The organism is Curtobacterium flaccumfaciens UCD-AKU, assembly GCF_000349565.1.
Lineage (GTDB): Bacteria > Actinomycetota > Actinomycetes > Actinomycetales > Microbacteriaceae > Curtobacterium > Curtobacterium poinsettiae.
Genome location: NZ_APJN01000097.1, coordinates 1 through 18,876, shown reverse-complemented (window position 1 = coordinate 18,876; position 18,876 = coordinate 1). Strand labels below are relative to the sequence as shown.

Genomic DNA, 18,876 nt, shown 5'->3' with positions numbered 1-18,876 from the left:
GAACCCCGCCCTGGCCCGCGGGGAATCGCTATCCTCGCCACAGGCCGCGCACGGCGCGGACCCTGACTGGAGGCACGACATGCCCGAGCGAGGCACCGTCACCCTGGCCGACGTGGCCGAGCGGGCAGGGGTGTCGCTCGCGACCGCCTCGCGGGCGCTCAACGGCAGCACCCGCAAGGTCCGGCAGGAGTCGGTGGACCGGGTGCGCGCCGCCGCCCGGGCCCTGCGCTACACCGCCAACGTGCAGGCGCAGGCCGTCGCTCGGGGGTCGACCACGACCCTGGCGCTCGTCGTCGGCGACATCGCCGACCCGTACTTCGCCGCGATCGCCGCCGGCGCGATCCGCGCCGCCGACGACGCCGGGCTCGTCGTCACGATCACCTCCACCGGCGGCGACCCGTCGCGCGAAGTGGCGGTGCTCGACGTGGTCGCCGGACTCCGCCCGCGAGCCGTCGTGCTGGCGGTCAGCCGTCGGCTCGGGATCGGCTCCGGATCCGCGACGGGCTCCGGCCCGTCCGAAGTCGCGGCGGCGGTCGGTGGCCTCGTCGCCGCGGGGGCTGGGGTGTCGGCGCTCGTGTCCGACCTGGACGGTGCCGCAGCGGGCGTCCCGGGCGTGCACGGCGTCGTCATCCGCAACCTCGGCGGGGCTGCGGCGCTCGCCGGTGCGCTGGTCGAACAGGGGCACGACTCGTTCGCCGTGCTCGCCGGCGACCCGGACCTCGTCACCGCCCACGCCCGGGTCGAGGGGTTCGTCGCCGGCCTCGCGGCCCACGGTCTGCGGGTGCCCGACGACGACGTGGTGCCCTCCGAGTTCACGCGCGACGGCGGGTACCGGGCGATGGTGTCGCTGCTGGACCGAGCCGCCGAGGGTGGGGCCGCGGTGCCCCGGTGCGTCTTCGCGGTCACCGACCTGATGGCCGTCGGGGCGGTCGCGGCGATCCGGGAGCGCGGGCTCGTGCCCGGGGTGGACGTCGGCGTCGCGGGGTTCGACGACGTGCGGATGCTCGCCGACGTCGTGCCGGCGCTCAGCACGGTGCGGCTGCCGCTCGAGGAGATCGGCGAGCGGGCCGTCCGCCGTGCGCTCGGGCTCGAGGTCGACGGTGCCGTCGACGGCGAGGTCGTCCTGCGCGCCAGCACCGCCCGCTGACCTCGTCACCGCGCACCCGACGCACCCCGTGGTGTACGGTTCCGGCAAGCGCTTTCCATGACGACGGAGAGCGGGCCACAGCGAGCAAGGGAGCACGCGTTGACCACCACGCGCACCATCGGCATCATCATGAACGGCGTCACCGGGCGCATGGGCTACCGGCAGCACCTGGTCAGGTCGATCCTGGCGATCCGCGACGACGGCGGCCTGCTGCTGCCCGACGGCACGCGCGTGCAGCTCGAACCGATGCTCGTCGGTCGGAACGCCGCGAAGCTCGAGGAGATCGCGACCCGGCACGGCCTGCAGCACTGGACCACCGACCTCGACGCCGCCCTGGCGGATCCCCGCTGGCAGGTCTTCGCCGACTTCGCCGTGACGAGTGCCCGTGCCGACGCGCTCCGCCGCGCAATCGCCGCCGGCAAGGCCGTCTACACCGAGAAGCCGACGGCCGAGACCTCCGCCGAGGCCCTCGAACTCGCCCGGCTCGCGGCCGAGGCCGGCGTCCCGAACGGCGTCGTGCACGACAAGCTCTACCTGCCCGGGCTGCGGAAGCTCCGTCGCCTGCTCGACTCCGGGTTCTTCGGCCGGGTGCTGAGCGTCCGCGGCGAGTTCGGGTACTGGGTGTTCGAGGGGGACTGGCAGTCGGCGCAGCGCCCGAGCTGGAACTACCGCCGGCAGGACGGTGGCGGCATCGTCGTCGACATGTTCCCGCACTGGAACTACGTGCTCGAGCAGCTGTTCGGCCGCGTCGAGTCCGTCTACGCCCGCGCGGTCACGCACATCGAGCAGCGCACCGACGAGCAGGGCGTGCCGTACCCGGCGACCGCCGACGACGCCGCGTACGGCGTGTTCGACCTGGCCGGCGGCGTCACGGCGCAGATCAACTCGAGCTGGGCGGTCCGGGTGGACCGTGACGAGCTCGTCGAGTTCCAGGTCGACGGCACCGACGGCAGCGCGGTGGTGGGGTTGTTCGGCTGCCGGATCCAGCCCCGCACGGCGACGCCGAAGCCCGTCTGGAACCCCGATCTGCGCGACGACGCCGACTACCGCAGCCAGTGGCTCGAGGTCCCCGACAACGAGGTCTACGGCAACGGGTTCCGCGCCCAGTGGGAGGACTTCCTGCAGGACCTCGTCGCCGGGCGCCCGCACCCCTACGACCTGCTGTCCGGTGCCCGCGGCGTGGCGCTGGCGGAAGCCGGTCTGCGTTCCAGCGCCGAGGGCCGGCGTGTGGACCTGCCGGAGCTGACCCTGCCCGCCGGGGCCGAGCCGCGCCTCCCGGTCGAGACGCCGGAGGTCGCCCAGCGCACCGAGACCGTCGGGGCGTCCGAATGACGGACCTGACCCTGCTGGCGCGCGACGGCGCCACGAGCCGGACGCCGCTGGGCGCACCTGCCGTCGACGCCACTGCCGTGCCCGCGGCACCGCTCACCGAGCGCATCGTCTACGCGGCGGCCCACGTCGTCCCGCGCACCGCCGCCGACAACACCCCCGGAGCCCCGGCCGACCTCGACTGGGACGCCACCCTGGCGTTCCGCCACCACCTGTGGTCGTGGGGGCTGGGTGTGGCGGACGCGATGGACACCGCGCAGCGGAACATGGGACTGGACCCGGCGGCGACCCGCGAGCTCGTGACGCGCTCCGCCCGCGAGGCGCAGTCGGTCGGCGGCCGCATCGTCGTCGGCGTGAACACCGACGACCTGCCCGACGAACCCGTCACCGAGCAGCAGGTCGTCGACGCCTACGCCCGGCAGCTCCACCACGCCGAGGACGCCGGGGCGGGCGTGGTCCTGATGGCCAGCCGCCACCTGGCACGACTCGCGCTGGACGATCCGGACACCTACCGCCGCGTCTACCGTGGGGTCGTCGAGCGGGCGAACGCCCCCGTCGTCCTGCACTGGCTGGGGGAGGCGTTCGACCCCGCCCTCGCCGGGTACTTCGGCGGGCACCGGGGCCCCGACACGGTGCTCGACATCATGCGCGACGCCGGGCCGGGGATCTCCGGCATCAAGATGAGCCTGCTCGACGCGACGGCCGAGGTGGCACTCCGCGCCCGGCTGCCCGAGACCGCCCGGATGTTCACGGGTGACGACTTCCACTACGTCGACCTGATCGCGGACCGCGACGGCGTGCACTCCGACGCCCTGCTCGGGGCGTTCGCCGCGATCGCACCGCTCGCCTCAGCCGCCGTGCGTGCCCTGCCAGACGAAGCCGCCTACCGCTCGTTGCTCGGACCGACCGAGGCCCTGTCCCGACACCTCTTCAGCGCCCCCACCTGGCACTACAAGACCGGCATCGCGTTCCTCGCCTGGCTGAACGGGCACCAGCCGGCCTTCGCCATGGCCGGTGGCCAGCACGCCGGCCGCTCGCTGTCGCACCTGTCCGAGACGGTCCGGCTCGCGAACGCCTGCGGCGCCCTGCAGGACCCGGACCTCGCCGCCGCGCGCTGGCACGCCCTGCTCGCGGTCAACGGGGTGGCGACGACCGCCGGGAGGCCCGCCCCACCCGCCGTCGACCGCACCGCAGCCGGGGTGGTCGCGTGAGCACGCCGTCCGGCACGGCCGCGCAGGTCGGTGCACCCGTGCCGGTGGCGCCGGGGTCGCCCGCGCCGCACCCGCGGCTGTCCGTCAACCAGGCGACGATCAAGTACGCGACCCTGCCCGAGGCGCTCGACACCGTCCGCCGTGCCGGGGTCGGGGCGATCGGCACCTGGCGCGAACCCGTCGCCGAGCTCGGGCTCGCCGAGGCCGTGCGCCGGGTGGCCGACTCCGGACTCCGGGTGTCGTCGCACTGCCGTGGCGGGTTCTTCACCCTGCCCGAGGGGACCGCACGCCAGCGGGCACTCGACGACAACCGCCGGGCGATCGACGAGACCGCCGCCCTGGCCGCCGCGGGTGCTCCGGGGTCGGCGCCCGTCCTCGTGCTCGTCGCGGGCGGCCTGCCAGCGGGCTCGCGCGACCTCGGCGGTGCGCGTGCGCGGGTGGCGGACGCCCTCGCCGCCCTCGTGCCGCACGCGCTCGGCACCGGCGTGCAGCTCGCCGTCGAACCCCTGCACCCGATGTACGCCGCCGACCGCGCCGTGGTGTCGACGCTCGCGCAGGCCCTCGACCTGGCGGCCCCGTTCCCGGCAGCGGCCGTGGGGGTCGTCGTCGACACCTTCCACGTCTGGTGGGACCCGGCGCTCGCGGCCTCGATCGCCCGGGCCGGTGCCGCCCGCCGGATCGCGTCGTACCAGGTGTGCGACTGGACCACCCCGATCGCGGCCGACCCGCTGCTCTCACGCGGCTACCCGGGCGACGGGCACGTCGACTTCGGGCCGGTGACCGATGCGGTGATGGGCGCCGGCTACTCCGGCGACGTCGAGGTCGAGCTCTTCAACCAGGCGATCTGGGACAGCCCGCCCGCCGAGGTCGTCGCCCGCGTCGTGGCGTCCTTCGCCGAAGCGGTCCCGCTCCCGCGCTGAGGCGGGCGCTGCCCCCCCCCCCCCGCACGGTGCGGGGCGGGCGCGCCCCGGGCCTCCCGTCCGCCCTGATCGTGAGCACGGGACGTCGGGTCGGCTCGACGGACCCGACCATTCCTGCTCACGAAGCGAGCGCGAGCGCGCGCGCGACCGCGCACGAGCCCTACTCGTCGGCGGGCAGCGGCTCCGCGTGCTCGATGCGGGCGCTCGCCGTGGCCATGTGTTCGTCCATCGCGCGCTGCACGGCGGGCACGTCGCGGGCGCGCAACGCCTCGAAGACGGCGCGGTGCTCGTGGAACGCGGCCTCGGTCGCCTGCCGGGTCTGCACGCGGCGCGCGACCCACACGCTCAGCATCGAGCGCAGACTCTGCAGCAGATCGGCGAGCACGTCGTTGCCGGACGCCCGCGCCAGCAGGACGTGGAAGCGGACGTCGGCGTCGATGAAGGCCTGCGGGTCGTCGAGCGTCGCCTCCTGCCGGACCAGGTACTCGCCGAGCTCGGTGATCTGCTCGTCGGTGGCGCGCTGCGCGGCGAGGATCGCGGCCGTGCGCTCCAGCGAGGACCGGATCTCGAGCAGTTCGCGGGTGCGGTTCGACGCGAGCATCAGACCCCACGACAGGGTCGTCGGCAGCAGGTCCGAGGTGCCGCCGCGCAGGTACGTGCCCGAACCGGGGCGGATCTGCACGATGCCCAGGATCTCGAGGGCGGCGAGGGCCTCGCGGACCGCCGAGCGACCCACGCCGAGCCGCTCGGACAGGACCCGCTCCGCCGGCAGCCGCGACCCGGGGGCCAGCTCGCCGGCGGTGAGCAGCGAGACGAGCTGTCGGGCGACCACCGAGGCGGGTGACCCGACGGGCACGGACTCGAGTTCGAGTCGGATGTTGAGGGGGTCGTCCGGGCTGAACGCGGGCATGCAGTGAGCGTACCGGTCGGTCAACCGGTTGCGGCGGGAGCAGTGCCAGCGCGCCGGGCGGACGGCCTCGTCCGAGCCGACGCGCGAAATGGTCAACCGGTTGACAAGTTGATCGAGCGCGACGCACACTGGATCAGGCGCACCGATGCGCCCGCTCCCGATCCGCGCAGCAGCCCGGACCACCCCGACGCAGCCGACCGGGCAACCCGGCGCAGCAGCCGGGCGGAGTCGTACCACCCCCACCGAGCAGGAGTCATCGTGGACATCCCCGCCACGCGAGGCATCCCCACCTCGGTCGTCGAGAAGACGGCCATCCGCAAGATCGCGATCCGCATCGTGCCGTTCGTGGCACTGATGTTCTTCATCAACTTCCTCGACCGCACCGCGATCTCCTTCGCCGCCCCCAACGGCATGGAGGCCGACCTCGGCCTGACCGCCGCCCAGTTCGGCTTCGCGTCCGGTGTGTTCTTCATCGGCTACCTCGTGCTCGAGGTGCCGTCCAACCTCGCGCTGCACAAGTTCGGCGCCCGGATCTGGCTCGCCCGCATCATGATCACGTGGGGCATCGTGTCCCTGCTCTTCACGTGGGTGCAGAACTACCCGCAGCTCGTCGGTCTGCGCTTCCTGCTCGGCATCGCCGAGGCAGGGTTCTTCCCCGGCGCGATCCTGTTCCTGTCGACGTGGGTCCCGGCTCGCCACCGCGGCAAGATGCTCGCGCTGTTCTACCTGGCCCAGCCGCTCACGAGCGTCATCGGTTCCCCGCTCGCCGGCTGGCTGATGACCCACGAGGGGATCCTCGGCGGCCTGGCCGGCTGGCGCTTCATGTTCCTCTGCGTCTCGATCCCGGCGATCATCGTCGGCGTCCTGTGCCTCTTCGTCCTCAAGGACAAGCCGTCGCAGGCGAAGTGGCTCGACGAGGACGAGAAGGTCTGGCTGGAGACGACGCTCGCTGCCGAGAGCGCGGCGAAGGGCGGCGGCGACGGTCACGGCAAGGGCGGCCTGCGTGCGGCCTTCGGCTCCGGCCGCGTCTGGATGCTCGCCGCCGTGTACTTCGGCTTCATCTACGGCCTCTACGCACTCAGCTTCTTCCTGCCGACGATCATCGACGGCTTCCAGGAGCAGTTCGGCACCACGTTCGACCTGTTCCAGAAGGGCCTCATCACGGCCATCCCGTACGTGCCGGCCGCGGTCGTCCTGTACTTCTGGTCGCGTGACGCCTTCCGTCGTGGCGTCCGGGTCTGGCACATCGCCGTCCCGGCCCTGGTCGGCGGTCTGACGATCCCGGTCGCGCTGTACATGAACAGCCCGGCGGCCACCGTCGCCGTCATCGCGATCACCGCGTGTGCGATCTTCGCGGCCCTGCCGAACTTCTGGACGGTCCCGACGCAGTTCCTGACCGGTGCCGCCGCAGCCGCGGGGGTCGCCCTGATCAACACCGTGGGCAACCTCGGTGGGTTCGCCGCCCCGTACATCACGGGCGCGGTCAGCGAGTGGACCGGCGGGTACCAGGTGCCGATGTTCATCGTCGGGTTCTTCATGGTGCTGTCGAGCGTGCTGATGTTCGTCCTCGGCCGGAACACCAAGCGCAACGAAGCGGCCGCCGCCGCGACCGGAGCCGAGACCGCAGCCGCGGCCACGGACGGACCGACCGCCATCGCGAAGGAGGCCGGCGCATGACCCGCCTGTTCAACGACCCGGCGGACTTCGCCGACGAGATGGTGGACGGTTTCGTCGCCGCCAACCGCGCCCGGGTCCGCAGGGTGCACGGCGGCGTCGCCCGCTCCACCACCAGCCCCGAGGGGACCGTCGCGCTCGTCGTCGGCGGTGGCTCCGGCCACTACCCGGCCTTCGGCGGCCTCGTCGGGCACGGCCTGGCTGCCGGTGCCGCGATGGGCAACCTGTTCGCCAGCCCCAGCGCCCAGCAGGTCACCGCCGTGGCGAAGGCGTCCGAGCACGGCGGCGGCGTACTGCTGAGCTACGGCAACTACGCCGGCGACGTCCTCAACTTCGACGCCGCGGCACGGGCGCTCGAGGCACAGGGCATCGACGTCCGCACGGTCCGCGTGACCGACGACATCGCCTCGGCGCCCGCCGACCAGGCGCACCAGCGCCGCGGCATCGCGGGTGACCTCTGCGTGTTCAAGGTGGCCGGCGCGGCCGCGGAACGCGGCGACGACCTCGACGCGGTCACCGCGATCGCGACCCGCGCCAACGACCGCACGCGCAGCTTCGGTGTCGCCTTCTCCGGCTGCTCCCTGCCCGGCGCCGACGAACCGCTCTTCACCGTCCCCGAGGGCCGGATGGCCATCGGCATGGGCATCCACGGCGAACGCGGCATCGCCGAGGCCGACGTCCCCACCGCGGACGGCCTGGCCGACCTGCTCGTCGACGAGCTGCTCACCGAACTGCCGTCCGGCGTCACAGCGGACGGTGCGCGCGTCGTCCCGATCCTCAACGGCCTCGGCTCCGTCAAGTACGAGGAACTCTTCGTCGTCTTCGGTGCTGTCCAGCGGAAGCTCACCGAGGCCGGCATCGTCGTCGTCGAGCCCGAGGTCGGCGAACTCGTCACCAGCTTCGACATGGCGGGCGTCTCGCTCACCCTGTTCTGGCTCGACGACGAACTCGAGCAGCTCTGGGCCGCCCCCGCCGACGCCCCCGCGTACCGCAAGGGCGGCGCCGTCCCGCAGCAGCCGCTGCCGGCCGAGGTGCTCGAAGCCGGCGTGGTGGTGCCCGTGACGCCCGGCACCGAGGAGTCCCGGGCCGCAGCAGTCCGCGTCGCGGGCGCCGTCTCCGCGATCCGCGCCACGATCGACGACCACGCCGACGAGCTCGGCCGCATCGACGCCGTCGCCGGCGACGGCGACCACGGCATCGGCATGCAGCGCGGCTCCACCGCCGCCGACCGTGCGGCACAGGACGCCGCCGCCCGTGGCGCCGGCGCCGGTTCGGTCCTCGCGATCGCCGGTGATGCCTGGTCCGACAAGGCCGGCGGCACGTCCGGTGCGATCTGGGGTGCTGCCCTGGAGGCCATGGGTCGCGTCCTCGGGGACGAGTCCCGTCCGACATCCGCCACCGTCCAGAGCGCGGTGCACGCCGCCACCGAGGCCGTCCTGGCCTTCGGGGCCGTCCCCGGCGACAAGACCATGGTCGACGCACTCGTGCCGTTCGACCAGGTCTTCTCCGCCCGGGTCGACGCCGGCGACGAACTCGTCGACGCCTGGTCGGCCGCGTCGGCCGCCGCGCAGACCGCGGCCGACGCCACGGCCGACCTGTTGCCGCGGATGGGCCGTGCACGCACCCACGGTGCGGACGCCGTCGGCACCCCGGACGCTGGCGCGGTCTCGTTCGCGCTGATCACCGCCGCGGTCCGCTCGACCATCGCCGTCCCCGCCTGACCCCCACCACGAAAGGCACACCCGCATGAGTGAGCAGCAGTTCCGCATCGTCGTCGGTTCGGACGACGCCGGCTTCGACTACAAGGAGGCCATCAAGGCCGACCTGGCGAAGGACCCCCGCGTGGCCTCCGTGGTCGACGTGGGCGTGGACGCCGACGGCCACACGGCCTACCCGCACGTCGCCGTCGACGCCGCCCGTCTGGTGGCGAACGGCGAGGCCGACCGCGCGATCCTGGTCTGCGGCACCGGCCTCGGAGTCGCGATCGCGGCGAACAAGGTCCCCGGCATCCGCGCCGTGACCGCGCACGACTCGTTCTCGGTCGAGCGCTCGATCCTGTCGAACGACGCCCAGGTCCTCTGCATGGGGCAGCGCGTCGTCGGGGTCGAGGTCGCGCGCCGGATGGCGAAGGAGTGGCTCGGCTACAACTTCGACCAGACCAGCGCGAGCGCGTCGAAGGTCCAGGCCATCTGCGCCTACGACGGCTCCGCGCCGGTGGGGACCGACGCCTGATGACCGCGACCGCGGCGGCCGCCCCCGTGACGATCGGGGTGTCGCTCAAGATGTACTTCTCGCACGCCCGGACGCTCGAGTGGGCGGCCGCCGTGGCCGACATCGCCCGGAGCCACCCGGCGGTGCGCTCCGGCGCGGTCGAGCTCTTCGTGGTGCCGACGTTCCCGTCGCTCGTGCCGGTGCGTGCGGTGATCGGGGACGCCCCCGTGACGCTCGGCGCGCAGGACCTGGCGTGGGCGGACGAGGGCGCGTTCACCGGCGAGGTCTCCGGCGTGGAGCTCCGGGAGATCGGTGTCGACCTCGTCGAGATCGCACACGCCGAGCGCCGCTCCCTGTTCCACGAGACGGACGACGAGATCGCGGGGAAGGTCCATGCAGCGTTCCGCAACCACCTGCGCCCCCTGATCTGCATCGGTGAGACCGCGCGCGCCGCCGACGACGACCCCGCGACCGCGATCGCCGAGGTCACCGCGCAGCTCGACCGGTTCCTCGCCACGGCCACCGCCGACGGTCTCGCCGGACCGCTCATCGCCGCGTACGAGCCGGTGTGGGCGATCGGTGCCCCGCAGCCCGCACCCGACGAGCACATCGTCGCGGTGCTCGGTGGGATCGAGCAGCACCTGGCGACCCGGCCGGAGCTCGCCGGCTCGGTCGCGATCTACGGCGGCAGTGCCGGTCCGGGCCTGCTGACCCGCGGTGCCGGACGCATCGGCGGCCTGTTCCTCGGCCGCTTCGCCCACGACCCCGAGGCGATCCGCACGATCCTCGACGAAGCCGAGGCGCTGGCCGCGACGCAGGACGGAGCACCGGCGTGACCTCCCTGCTCGGCCTCTCCACCTACGCCTACTTCTGGCGCATGTCCGACCGCGTGCCGTCGCCGATGTCCCTCGACGACGCCCTGCGCGACGCCGCGAGCCACGACGGCGTCGACCTGTTCCAGATCTGCGACCACCTGCCGCTCGACACCGCGACCGATGCGCGCCTGGCGTCGATCCGGTCCCTGGCCACCGACCTCGGTATCACGCTCGAGGTCGGCACCCGTGGCACCCGGCCGGAGCACCTGGCCCGGTACCTGCACGTCGCGCAGCAGCTCGGCGCGACCCTCGTCCGGAGCATGTGGACGAGCGGCGACGACCAGCCCGACGCGGCCGAGACCGGACGACGCCTGCGGCAGGCGCTCCCCGCCTACGAGCGCGCGGGCGTGACCCTCGCGCTGGAGACCTACGAGGTCGTCGCCACCGCCGACCTCGTCGCCGTCGTCGAAGCGATCGGCTCCGACCACCTCGGCATCTGCCTCGACCCGGCGAACACCGTCGCCCGGCTCGAACACCCGGCCGACGTCGTGGCGATGACCGCCCCGCACGTCGTCAACTGGCACGTGAAGGACGCCGCCTTCACCCGCTCACCGGGCTGGGTCGGGTTCCAGTACACCGGCGTCCGCACCGGTACCGGACTGCTCGACCACGACGCCGTCCGCGCCGCGATCGAGCCCGACGCCCGGGGGATCAACCGCGTCATCGAGTTCTGGCTGCCGTGGCAGGACGAGCACGCCGGCGCCGAACCCCTGCCGGGGGAGACCCCCGCACAGACCACCACGCGCATCGAGGCGGCGTGGACCGAACACACCATCGAGTACATCAGGAGCAAGGAATCATGACCGACACCGTCACCACCCCCCACACCGTCGCTGCCGGATCCGGCACGGCCGACGTCACCGTCGCCGTGATCGGTGCCGGCGGCAAGATGGGCACCCGCGTCTCGAACAACTTCGCGAAGAGCGAGTACACGACCCTGTACAGCGAGGCCTCGCCCGCCGGCCAGGAGCGCATCCGGGCCCTCGGCCGCGAGATCACCGACAGCCTCGACGCCGCGAAGGCCGCCGACGTCGTCATCCTCGCCGTGCCCGACGTCCTGCTCGGCACCGTCTCCGAGCAGCTCGTCCCCGTGATGCAGCCCGGCGCCACGATCCTGACGCTCGACCCCGCCGCCGCCTACGCCGGACTGCTCGCCAAGCGCGAGGACGTCCACTACGCCGTGGCGCACCCGTGCCACCCGTCGGTGTTCCTCGAGCGCACCACCAAGGCCGAGTGGGACGACACCTTCGGTGGCATCGCCGCCCCGCAGGAGGTGATCGCGGCCTTCGACGCGTCAGAGTCGCTCGGCGACCAGGACGAGCGCGCCAAGGCCGTCGCCGAGGCCGTCATCACCACCATGTACGCGCCGGTCATCCAGGTGCACTGGGTGACGGTGAAGCAGCTCGCCGTGCTCGAGCCGACCCTGGTCGAGACCATCGCCTGCATGATCGGCGACTTCCTCAACGACGCCCTCGAAGAAACGGTCACCGGTGTCGGCGTGCCCCGCGAGGCCGCCCGCGCCATGCTCCACGGCCACACCTGGATCGCGCTGACGAACGGCCTGCGCGGCTCGAACCCGTTCTCCGACGCCTGCCACATCGCGATGGGCTACGGCCGCGAGAAGCTCATCAAGGAGGACTGGAAGCAGGTCTTCGACGACAGCGAGCTCGACTCGGTCATCGCGAAGATGCTGAAGATCGACGCCGTCCGGCGCTGATCACCCGCGGTCCCCACGGACCGGAACGCCCCGCCGACCCCCTTCCGGCGGGGCGTTCCCCGTGCCGCCACGGCTGCTCCTCGCCAGCCGCCCTGGAGGCCCGGTCCGGCCCCGTCAGATCGTCTCGCGCCCGGCGAGCAGTGCGCCCAGCGCTGCGGCGCCGCCCGCAGCGTCGGGCACGGTCACCATCCGCGCTTGCCCGCCGCGGAGCCGTGCGACCAGCCCCGGCCCGGACCGCACGACGTAGGCGACGCCGCGGCCCGAGATCCGGTAGCCCCAGCCACCCCACTGCCCGGGGGACACCTGCTCCCAGCCGCACGACTCGATGCGCTCCAACGGCACCCGCATGAGCGGGATCCTCGTCCAGGTGGACGTGAGCCGCATGCCCCGTCGGTCGACCGTGAGCTCCACCCGCGCCAGCACCAGCACGGCGAGCCCCGCGAGCACCATGGCCAGACCGGACACGACCGCCGTGGTCACGCCCGCCGACACCGTCCAGACCGCGGTCCCGACGCCGAGCAGCACGACGAGCGCCCCGAGCAGCGCGAACCACCGGCTGCCGACGCGTGCACGCCAGGCCACCCGGGTGTCGGGCCCGACGGTCAGGGGTGCGACGTCGTACGCCGGCACGGGTGCAGCGACCCGGAACAGTGCGAGCACGGGGACGGCGGCGACCACCACGGCGACGAGCAGGAACGGCACCGTCCACCACGGGGACAGGGTGCCGTCGCCGGCCGTGTTCGTCCAGGCCAGCAGGACCCAGGCGGACCCGAGGGTCCCGGCCAGCAGGTTCGCGACGAGCAGCACGGTGGCCGCGGTCCGCTTGTCGTGCCACCGCAGCGCGCCCATCGCGAGCCCGACGGCCACGAGCGCCACCGCCAGGGTGACCCAGAACGCCGTCCAGGGGGAGCCCCAGCCGTCCGCTGTGCCGTCCGTCCGGAAGTGGATCGCGATCCGTGACGGCATGGCGGGCGCCGCGAGGACCGCGGTGAGCACCAGTCCCACCGCGACCAGGAGCCCTGGTGCCACCACCGCCAGCCGTGTGCCCGTGGTCATCGGTCGTGTCGTCATCGTGCCCCCTTGATCATCGTGAACAGGTCGTCGAGCGGGACGCCGAGGGTGTCCGCCTGGTCGCGCAGCTCGTCGACGAGCGTGCGCAACCGGTCGAACGAGGCGTTGCCCGACCGCAGGACCGTCGCACCGCGGCCACGCCGCAACTCGATCAGTCCGTCGTCCTGCAGCAGCGCGTAGGCGCGCAGGACAGTGTGCATGTTGACGTCGACCGAGGCCGCGAGGTCGCGCGCTGCGGGCAGTCGCTCGCCGTTCCGGAGCTCGCCGCGGGCGATCGCGTGACGGATCTGGGTGGCGACCTGTTCCGCCAGGGTCGCGCGGGCCCCCGGGTCGACGGTGATCAACATGTTCGCATTCTATGCGAACAATCCCGCTCGCCACCAGGGGTCACCCGCCCGTCGAGACCCTGCTCGGACGCCGTTTGGCCGCGGAACGCAGGACGCGGTTCCGGCGGGCTCCGGCACGCGTACCGTCCGTCGCGATGACCGAATCGACCACCACCAGCACCCCGTCGAACTACGAGTCCGCCGACGGGGTGGACCCCCTGCGCGTCACCACCTACCGACAGGTCCGCAAGGCCGCACGCCGCGGGCACGCACTGCCCGGCGAGGTCGGCGAACCGTCGCTCGCCGACCTCGTGAACGCCCGGAAGAACGGCATCGCCGAGTCCCGCTGACCCCGCGTGGCCGTGCGTGCGGGCGGGCGACCGGTCAGCCGTGCGCGACGGACTCCACCAGCGCGTCGAGCGCCCGGTCGAGTTCCGGCAGCGTCACGGCGCCGTAGCCGAACACGATGCCCGCCGGTGCGCTGCCGGGCGCGAGCCCGTACTCCTCGAGCGTCGCCACTCGTACCCCGGCGTCCGCCATCCGCTCGGCGACGTCGGCCCCGGTGGTCGGACCCGACCACGTGACCACCGCGTGCAGTCCGCCGTTCAGGGCACGGGCCTCCAGTCCGGTGACGTCGTCGAGCCGGGCCGCGATCCGGGCTCGGCGATGCGCGTAGTCGCGGCGCACCCGACCCAGGTGCCGCCGCAGCGCACCCGTGCGCAGCAGGTGGGCCAGTGCCGCCTGCACCGGCTCGGCGACCACCGCGCCGCGTGCACGCCGCGCCGACAGCACCGCCTCCGCCACCGCCACACCGATCCCGGCACCTGCTGCGGAGGGCAGGACGACCCAGGCGCACCGCAGTCGCGGGTCGAGCGTCTTCGAGAACCCGCCGACGTGCAGCACCACGCCCTCGGCGTCGAGTGCGGCCAGCGCGGGCACGGGCGTCCCGCGATGCCGGAACTCCGAGTCGTAGTCGTCCTCGACCACCACCGTGCCGGTCGCAGCCGCCCAGGCGAGCAGCCGACGGCGCCGGGCCGCCGGCATCACCGAGCCGAGCGGGTACTGGTGGGTCGGACTGACCAGCACCGCGTCGACCGGCCCCGCAGCCTCGAGCACGTCGAGGTCGAGTCCGTCCTCCCCGACCGGGACGGCGACGAGGGTCCCGCCCGCGCTCGTGATCGCCCGGTGCCCGGTGCGGTAGCCGGGGTCCTCGACGCCGAAGACGGGTGGACGACCCAGCAGGCCCCGCAGCGCCTCGGTGATCAGCGACAGCGCCTCCGAGGTCCCCGCGGTCACGAGCACCCGGTCGACCGTCGTCGTGAACCCGCGGGTCAGGCCGAGCTGGACGACGACCTGTGCCCGCAGCTCGGGGGAGCCGAGCGGCTCCGCGATCGCGTTCCGGAGCGGGGCCGACGCCGCTGCACGCCAGGCGGCCCGCCAGTCCCGCTGGGGGATCGCGGTCACGGCGGGGATGCCCGGCCGGCAGTCGATGCGCACCGCGGGCGACGGATTGGCCGGGACGGCGTCGACGAAGGCGACGGGCGAGCCGGGCCCGGCGTCGCCCGCCACCGACCCACCCGGCGTCCGGCCGTGCACATCCGCCGCGACCCGGGCCACCGCACCGTGCCGCGTGCGCAGGTACCCCTCGCCGTCGAGCTGTTCGTAGGCCGCGACGACGGTGCCGCGCGCCACCCCGAGCTCTGCCGCCAGTGCACGCGTCGACGGCAGTGGATCGCCCTCGCGCAGGGTGCCGTCGTGCACCATCGCACGGACCCGGGCCACGACACCGGACACCTTGCTCGACTGGTCCACCGTGATCGCTCCGAACTGGTCCACGCATCGGACCACTGGCGACCCTAGCGTGAGCGCATGCCCACCCCGAACGCCCAGCCGCACCCCACGGAACCCGCCGCCGACGGTCCCTCGCTCCGCGTCCGCCGCCTGCGCGACCGCCAGTCCGACGACCCGGGAGTCCTCGACGCGATCCTCGCCGAAGCCCACGTCGCGCACGTCGGCATCGTCCGCGGCGGCCACCCCGTGGTCCTGCCCTTCCTCTGCGCCGTCGGGGACCTCGGCGACGGCCCGGTGATGCTGCTGCACGGCTCGACCGGAGGCGGCCTGTTCCTCGACGCCGGGGCCGAGGGCATCCCGGTGGCCGCGACCGTCACCCACCTGGACGGCCTGGTGTTCGCCCGCTCCACCAACGACAGCTCCGCGAACTACCGCAGCGCGATGATCGCCGGCCGCGCCACCGTCGTCCCGACCGACCTGCGTGCCGAAGCGCTCTGGCAGGTGGCGGACCACCTCATGCCTGGGCGCCGAGCCGAGGTGCGCGAGATGACCGCGAAGGAGGTCCGCGCCACCCAGGTCCTCCAGCTGCCCCTCGACCGCGCGAGCGTCAAGGTCCGTGCCCACGGGGTCGGCGAGGACCCGGCCGACGGCGAGGACCACACCGTCTGGGCGGGCGTCCTGCCACTCGCGGTCCGCGCCGGTGTCCCGATCTCGGGGGACATCTCGGGGGACAGTCCGGTGGACGCGTCCGTCCTCGCGCTGTCGGCCCGCCTCGACCGTCTGGCCGCCGACCGGGAGGCCCGGATCGCCGCCGCCATGCGGGTCACGTCGGTCTGAGCCCGTCCCCACGGCCGCACGCCGGCTCCGGAACAGCCGTGCGCGTCGTCGGAGTGGCCTGCGAGCGGTGATCGTTCCTGTGACCAGCTGCAGGAACACTCCGGCGCTGCCCAGCCGCGGACACCGTCGTGACCAATACGTTACTTTCCGGACCGCCGAGTGGTCCCGACCCGGAAGGACCCATGGGACGCCACACCCTGCCTGCAGCAGCCGACGACCGTCAGCCCGCGCGGACGCACACGCACCCCGCGCGACCGCACACGCACCCCGCGGCCGATCCCGCGCCGCTGACGCCGGACACGCAGCAGTCCCGTCCCCGCGGACGCCGCTCGGCCCTCGGCCCCGCAGCCGCCCGTTCCACCTTCGTCGAGCACCCGAAGCCGGCCCGGACCGTGCGGATGCAGCCGCGTCCCGCCCCCGTCGCGTCGTCGGCCGGCAGCGCGGTACTGAGCCGGACCACCACCCTGCGTGCCGAACGAGCACTCGACCCGCGGCACATCCGTCGTTCCGCGAACGCGAAGCGCGCCGCGATCCTGCTGGCCCCCGCCATCGCCGTGACCTCGAGCCTGACGCTCGCCCTGCCCGCGAACGCCGACGCGCTGCCGGTCGACACCCGCTCCGGCACGACCACGGCACAGGACGCCCAGACCTTCACGGTGGCGCACGACGTGCAGGTCCCCGTGGTCTCGACCGACGGCATGACCACCACCACGACGATCGTGTCCTACCCGACGCTCGACCTGCGGTTCGGGGTGACGACGGCGCAGGCACAGTCCGCGTTGTCCGCCGCGCTGTCGGCCGGCGGCGACCGGGCCACGATCCTGGCGACCGCCCTGCAGTACATGGGGGACCCGTACGTCGAGGGCGGCGCGAGCCACGAGGGCATCGACTGCTCCGGGCTCACCATGGTCGCGTACCAGGCGGTGGGGATCCAGCTCGTGCACTACGTGCCGACGCAGGACGCCGTCGCCACCACGATCCCCGAGTCCGAGGCGTTGCCGGGCGACCTCGTCGTGTACGACGACGACGACCACGTCGGCCTGTACCTCGGCCAGGGGCTCGTGCTGCAGGCACCGCACCCGGGCGAGGTCGTCGACATCGTCCCGATGTACTCGGCGGCGCACCACTTCGCCCGCGTCCTGCCGGCCGGCAGCTGACCCGGCGGACCGCGCTGGGGCCCTGGTGGTGACCTGCAGGACCACCCGGACGGGGCGTCCCCACGGATCACGGGCCTCCCGTATCCTGGAGTGATGGCTTCCGACACCCGCACCCCGTTCGAACAGCAGCAGTCTGCTCGTCCGCAGGTGCGCCCGCGCACCGAGGGCTGGAAGCAGGCCACCGACACCGACGGCCGGCCGCTCCTGCAGTTCGCGTCCCCGAAGCGTGGCAAGCCGCCCGTGCACCTGGCCGACCTGACGGCCGAGGAACGCGAGGCCCGCGTCAAGGAGCTCGGTCTGCCCGGGTTCCGCGCCAAGCAGCTTGCGACCCACTACTTCCAGCACTACACGTCCGACCCGGCCAAGATGACCGACCTGCCCGCCGCCCAGCGGGAGCAGCTCGTCGCCGGGATGCTGCCGCCGCTCCTCACCGAGACCCGGCGGCTCGCGACGGACAACGGCGACACCATCAAGTTCCTCTGGAAGCTGCACGACGGCGCCCTGGTCGAGTCGGTCCTGATGCGGTACCCCGGCCGGATCACGCTGTGCGTGTCGTCCCAGGCCGGGTGCGGCATGAACTGCCCGTTCTGCGCCACCGGCCAGGCCGGGCTGACCCGCAACATGTCCACCGCCGAGATCATCGAGCAGATCGTCCGGGCCAACGCCGCGATCGCCGCCGGTGAGCTCGGGGGCGATCCCCGCAAGGGCGGCAACGACCGCGTCGACGCCGAACGCGTGACGAACATCGTGTTCATGGGCATGGGGGAGCCGCTCGCGAACTACAAGCGGGTGATGGACGCGGTGCGGTTGATGGTCGCACCGCAGCCGAACGGCCTCGGCATGAGTGCCCGCGGCATCACGGTGTCGACCGTCGGACTGGTGCCGGCGATGATCAAGCTCGCGGACGAAGGGATCCCGCTCACCTTCGCGCTGTCCCTGCACGCCCCCGACGACGAACTCCGCGACGAGCTCATCCCGGTGAACTCGCGCTGGAAGGCCGACGAGGCGATCGATGCCGCCCACAACTACTACGTCAAGACGGGCCGTCGTGTCTCGATCGAGTACGCGCTCATCAAGGACATGAACGACCACGCCTGGCGAGCCGACCTGCTCGCCGAGAAGCTGAACAAGCGTGGCAAGGGATGGGTGCACGTCAACCCGATCCCGCTCAACCCGACGCCGGGCTCCGTCTGGACCTCGTCCGAGGTGCACGTGCAGGACGAGTTCGTCCGCCGACTCAACGCCGCCGGCATCCCGACGACCCTGCGTGACACCCGCGGCAAGGAGATCGACGGGGCGTGCGGGCAGTTGGCCGCGGCCGAGTAGGTCGGTCCGGTCAGTCGGTCCGGTCCAGTTGGTCTGGTCGTCTGTTCGTTCGGGAGGCACGGTGCGGGTTCGCGCCGTGCCTTCCGTCGTTCCCGGGGTGCGTCCACCCCGTCGATCACCGGAAACCCGGGGGACAGCTCCCGTTCACCGGAGTGCGACACGCCCGGGAGGAAGGACGGTTGGCGGGCCCCCTGGGGCCTGTGTAGAGTAATCACTCGTTGCCGCTGAGGCGGAGAACGGAACGGCCGAGACGGTCACAGGGTGCAAGCCCTGGATGCGCAGTCCGGACGGGGTCCCGCTCAGGCAACATCCCCCCGAAGAAGTCGAAGTGATTCGACGTGTCCGACGGTGGAACAAGACGAATGCCTCTCTGG

The 18,876-nt window shown here is 73.2% G+C and carries 18 protein-coding genes; 14 read left to right on the top strand and 4 right to left on the bottom strand.

The window, feature by feature from the left end:
- The first annotated feature begins 79 nt into the window (after nt 1-79).
- Genes H489_RS0118245 through H489_RS21915 form a run of 4 tightly spaced genes read left to right on the top strand, consistent with a single transcriptional unit; the run spans nt 80 to nt 4,607 of the window.
- Nucleotides 80-1,147: a LacI family DNA-binding transcriptional regulator gene (locus tag H489_RS0118245; protein ID WP_017885802.1), complete on the top strand. Its 1,068-nt coding sequence runs from the start codon at nt 80-82 to the stop codon at nt 1,145-1,147.
- A gap of 57 nt (nt 1,148-1,204) precedes the next feature.
- Nucleotides 1,205-2,479, top strand: a complete 1,275-nt coding sequence (locus H489_RS21925; protein ID WP_051067351.1) for a Gfo/Idh/MocA family protein — start codon at nt 1,205-1,207, stop codon at nt 2,477-2,479.
- Entirely contained in the window at nt 2,476-3,687 is a 1,212-nt protein-coding gene (locus H489_RS21920; protein ID WP_017885800.1) for a DUF993 family protein, read from the top strand. The genes H489_RS21925 and H489_RS21920 overlap by 4 nt, the downstream gene beginning before the upstream one ends.
- A 44-nt stretch (nt 3,688-3,731) precedes the next feature.
- Nucleotides 3,732-4,607, top strand: coding sequence for a sugar phosphate isomerase/epimerase family protein (locus H489_RS21915; protein WP_031259138.1), 876 nt, complete (start codon nt 3,732-3,734; stop codon nt 4,605-4,607).
- Nucleotides 4,608-4,767: 160 nt separating this feature from the next.
- Here H489_RS21915 and H489_RS21910 read toward each other — a convergent pair whose 3' ends face one another.
- Nucleotides 4,768-5,517, bottom strand: coding sequence for a FadR/GntR family transcriptional regulator (locus H489_RS21910; protein ID WP_017885798.1), 750 nt, complete (start codon nt 5,515-5,517; stop codon nt 4,768-4,770).
- A gap of 258 nt (nt 5,518-5,775) precedes the next feature.
- On the opposite strand from H489_RS21910, the gene H489_RS21905 reads away from it, so the two are divergent.
- From H489_RS21905 to H489_RS21880, 6 genes are read left to right on the top strand one after another with little or no spacing between them, the layout of a single operon-like run.
- Nucleotides 5,776-7,194, top strand: coding sequence for an MFS transporter (locus H489_RS21905; protein WP_017885797.1), 1,419 nt, complete (start codon nt 5,776-5,778; stop codon nt 7,192-7,194).
- Entirely contained in the window at nt 7,191-8,912 is a 1,722-nt protein-coding gene (locus H489_RS21900) for a dihydroxyacetone kinase family protein (protein WP_017885796.1), read from the top strand. The genes H489_RS21905 and H489_RS21900 overlap by 4 nt, the downstream gene beginning before the upstream one ends.
- A 25-nt stretch (nt 8,913-8,937) precedes the next feature.
- Entirely contained in the window at nt 8,938-9,423 is a 486-nt protein-coding gene (locus H489_RS21895) for a ribose-5-phosphate isomerase (protein ID WP_017885795.1), read from the top strand.
- Nucleotides 9,423-10,238: a triose-phosphate isomerase family protein gene (locus H489_RS21890; RefSeq protein ID WP_017885794.1), complete on the top strand. Its 816-nt coding sequence runs from the start codon at nt 9,423-9,425 to the stop codon at nt 10,236-10,238. Before H489_RS21895 ends, H489_RS21890 begins: the two co-directional genes overlap by 1 nt.
- Nucleotides 10,235-11,080 (top strand): sugar phosphate isomerase/epimerase family protein, encoded by an 846-nt coding sequence (locus H489_RS21885; protein ID WP_017885793.1) that lies wholly within the window; start codon nt 10,235-10,237, stop codon nt 11,078-11,080. The genes H489_RS21890 and H489_RS21885 overlap by 4 nt, the downstream gene beginning before the upstream one ends.
- Nucleotides 11,077-11,994, top strand: a complete 918-nt coding sequence (locus H489_RS21880; RefSeq protein WP_017885792.1) for a phosphogluconate dehydrogenase C-terminal domain-containing protein — start codon at nt 11,077-11,079, stop codon at nt 11,992-11,994. Before H489_RS21885 ends, H489_RS21880 begins: the two co-directional genes overlap by 4 nt.
- Before the next feature lie 114 nt (nt 11,995-12,108).
- On the opposite strand, the gene H489_RS21875 is transcribed toward H489_RS21880, so the two are convergent.
- Nucleotides 12,109-13,050 carry a DUF1648 domain-containing protein gene (locus H489_RS21875; protein WP_017885791.1) on the bottom strand — a complete coding sequence of 314 codons (942 nt, stop codon included), beginning with the start codon at nt 13,048-13,050 and terminating at the stop codon, nt 12,109-12,111.
- 11 nt (nt 13,051-13,061) lie between these two features.
- A complete protein-coding gene (locus H489_RS21870; RefSeq protein ID WP_017885790.1) occupies nt 13,062-13,412 on the bottom strand; it encodes a GntR family transcriptional regulator in 351 nt (116 codons plus the stop codon).
- Between the two features lie 134 nt (nt 13,413-13,546).
- Between H489_RS21870 and H489_RS21865 the strand changes: the two genes are divergently transcribed.
- On the top strand, nt 13,547-13,741 hold the full coding sequence (locus tag H489_RS21865; protein WP_017885789.1) for a hypothetical protein: 195 nt from the start codon (nt 13,547-13,549) through the stop codon (nt 13,739-13,741).
- A 34-nt stretch (nt 13,742-13,775) separates the two neighbouring features.
- On the opposite strand, the gene H489_RS21860 is transcribed toward H489_RS21865, so the two are convergent.
- Nucleotides 13,776-15,227, bottom strand: a complete 1,452-nt coding sequence (locus tag H489_RS21860; RefSeq protein WP_017885788.1) for a PLP-dependent aminotransferase family protein — start codon at nt 15,225-15,227, stop codon at nt 13,776-13,778.
- Between the two features lie 33 nt (nt 15,228-15,260).
- On the opposite strand from H489_RS21860, the gene H489_RS21855 reads away from it, so the two are divergent.
- The 3 genes from H489_RS21855 to rlmN all read left to right on the top strand — a co-directional run bounded on the left by H489_RS21855 (nt 15,261) and on the right by rlmN (nt 18,502).
- On the top strand, nt 15,261-16,019 hold the full coding sequence (locus tag H489_RS21855; protein WP_017885787.1) for a pyridoxamine 5'-phosphate oxidase family protein: 759 nt from the start codon (nt 15,261-15,263) through the stop codon (nt 16,017-16,019).
- Between the two features lie 182 nt (nt 16,020-16,201).
- Entirely contained in the window at nt 16,202-17,176 is a 975-nt protein-coding gene (locus H489_RS36580) for a C40 family peptidase (protein ID WP_017885786.1), read from the top strand.
- 93 nt (nt 17,177-17,269) lie between these two features.
- On the top strand, nt 17,270-18,502 hold the full coding sequence (gene rlmN, locus H489_RS21850) for a 23S rRNA (adenine(2503)-C(2))-methyltransferase RlmN (RefSeq protein WP_017885785.1): 1,233 nt from the start codon (nt 17,270-17,272) through the stop codon (nt 18,500-18,502).
- Nucleotides 18,503-18,876: the final 374 nt, after the last annotated feature.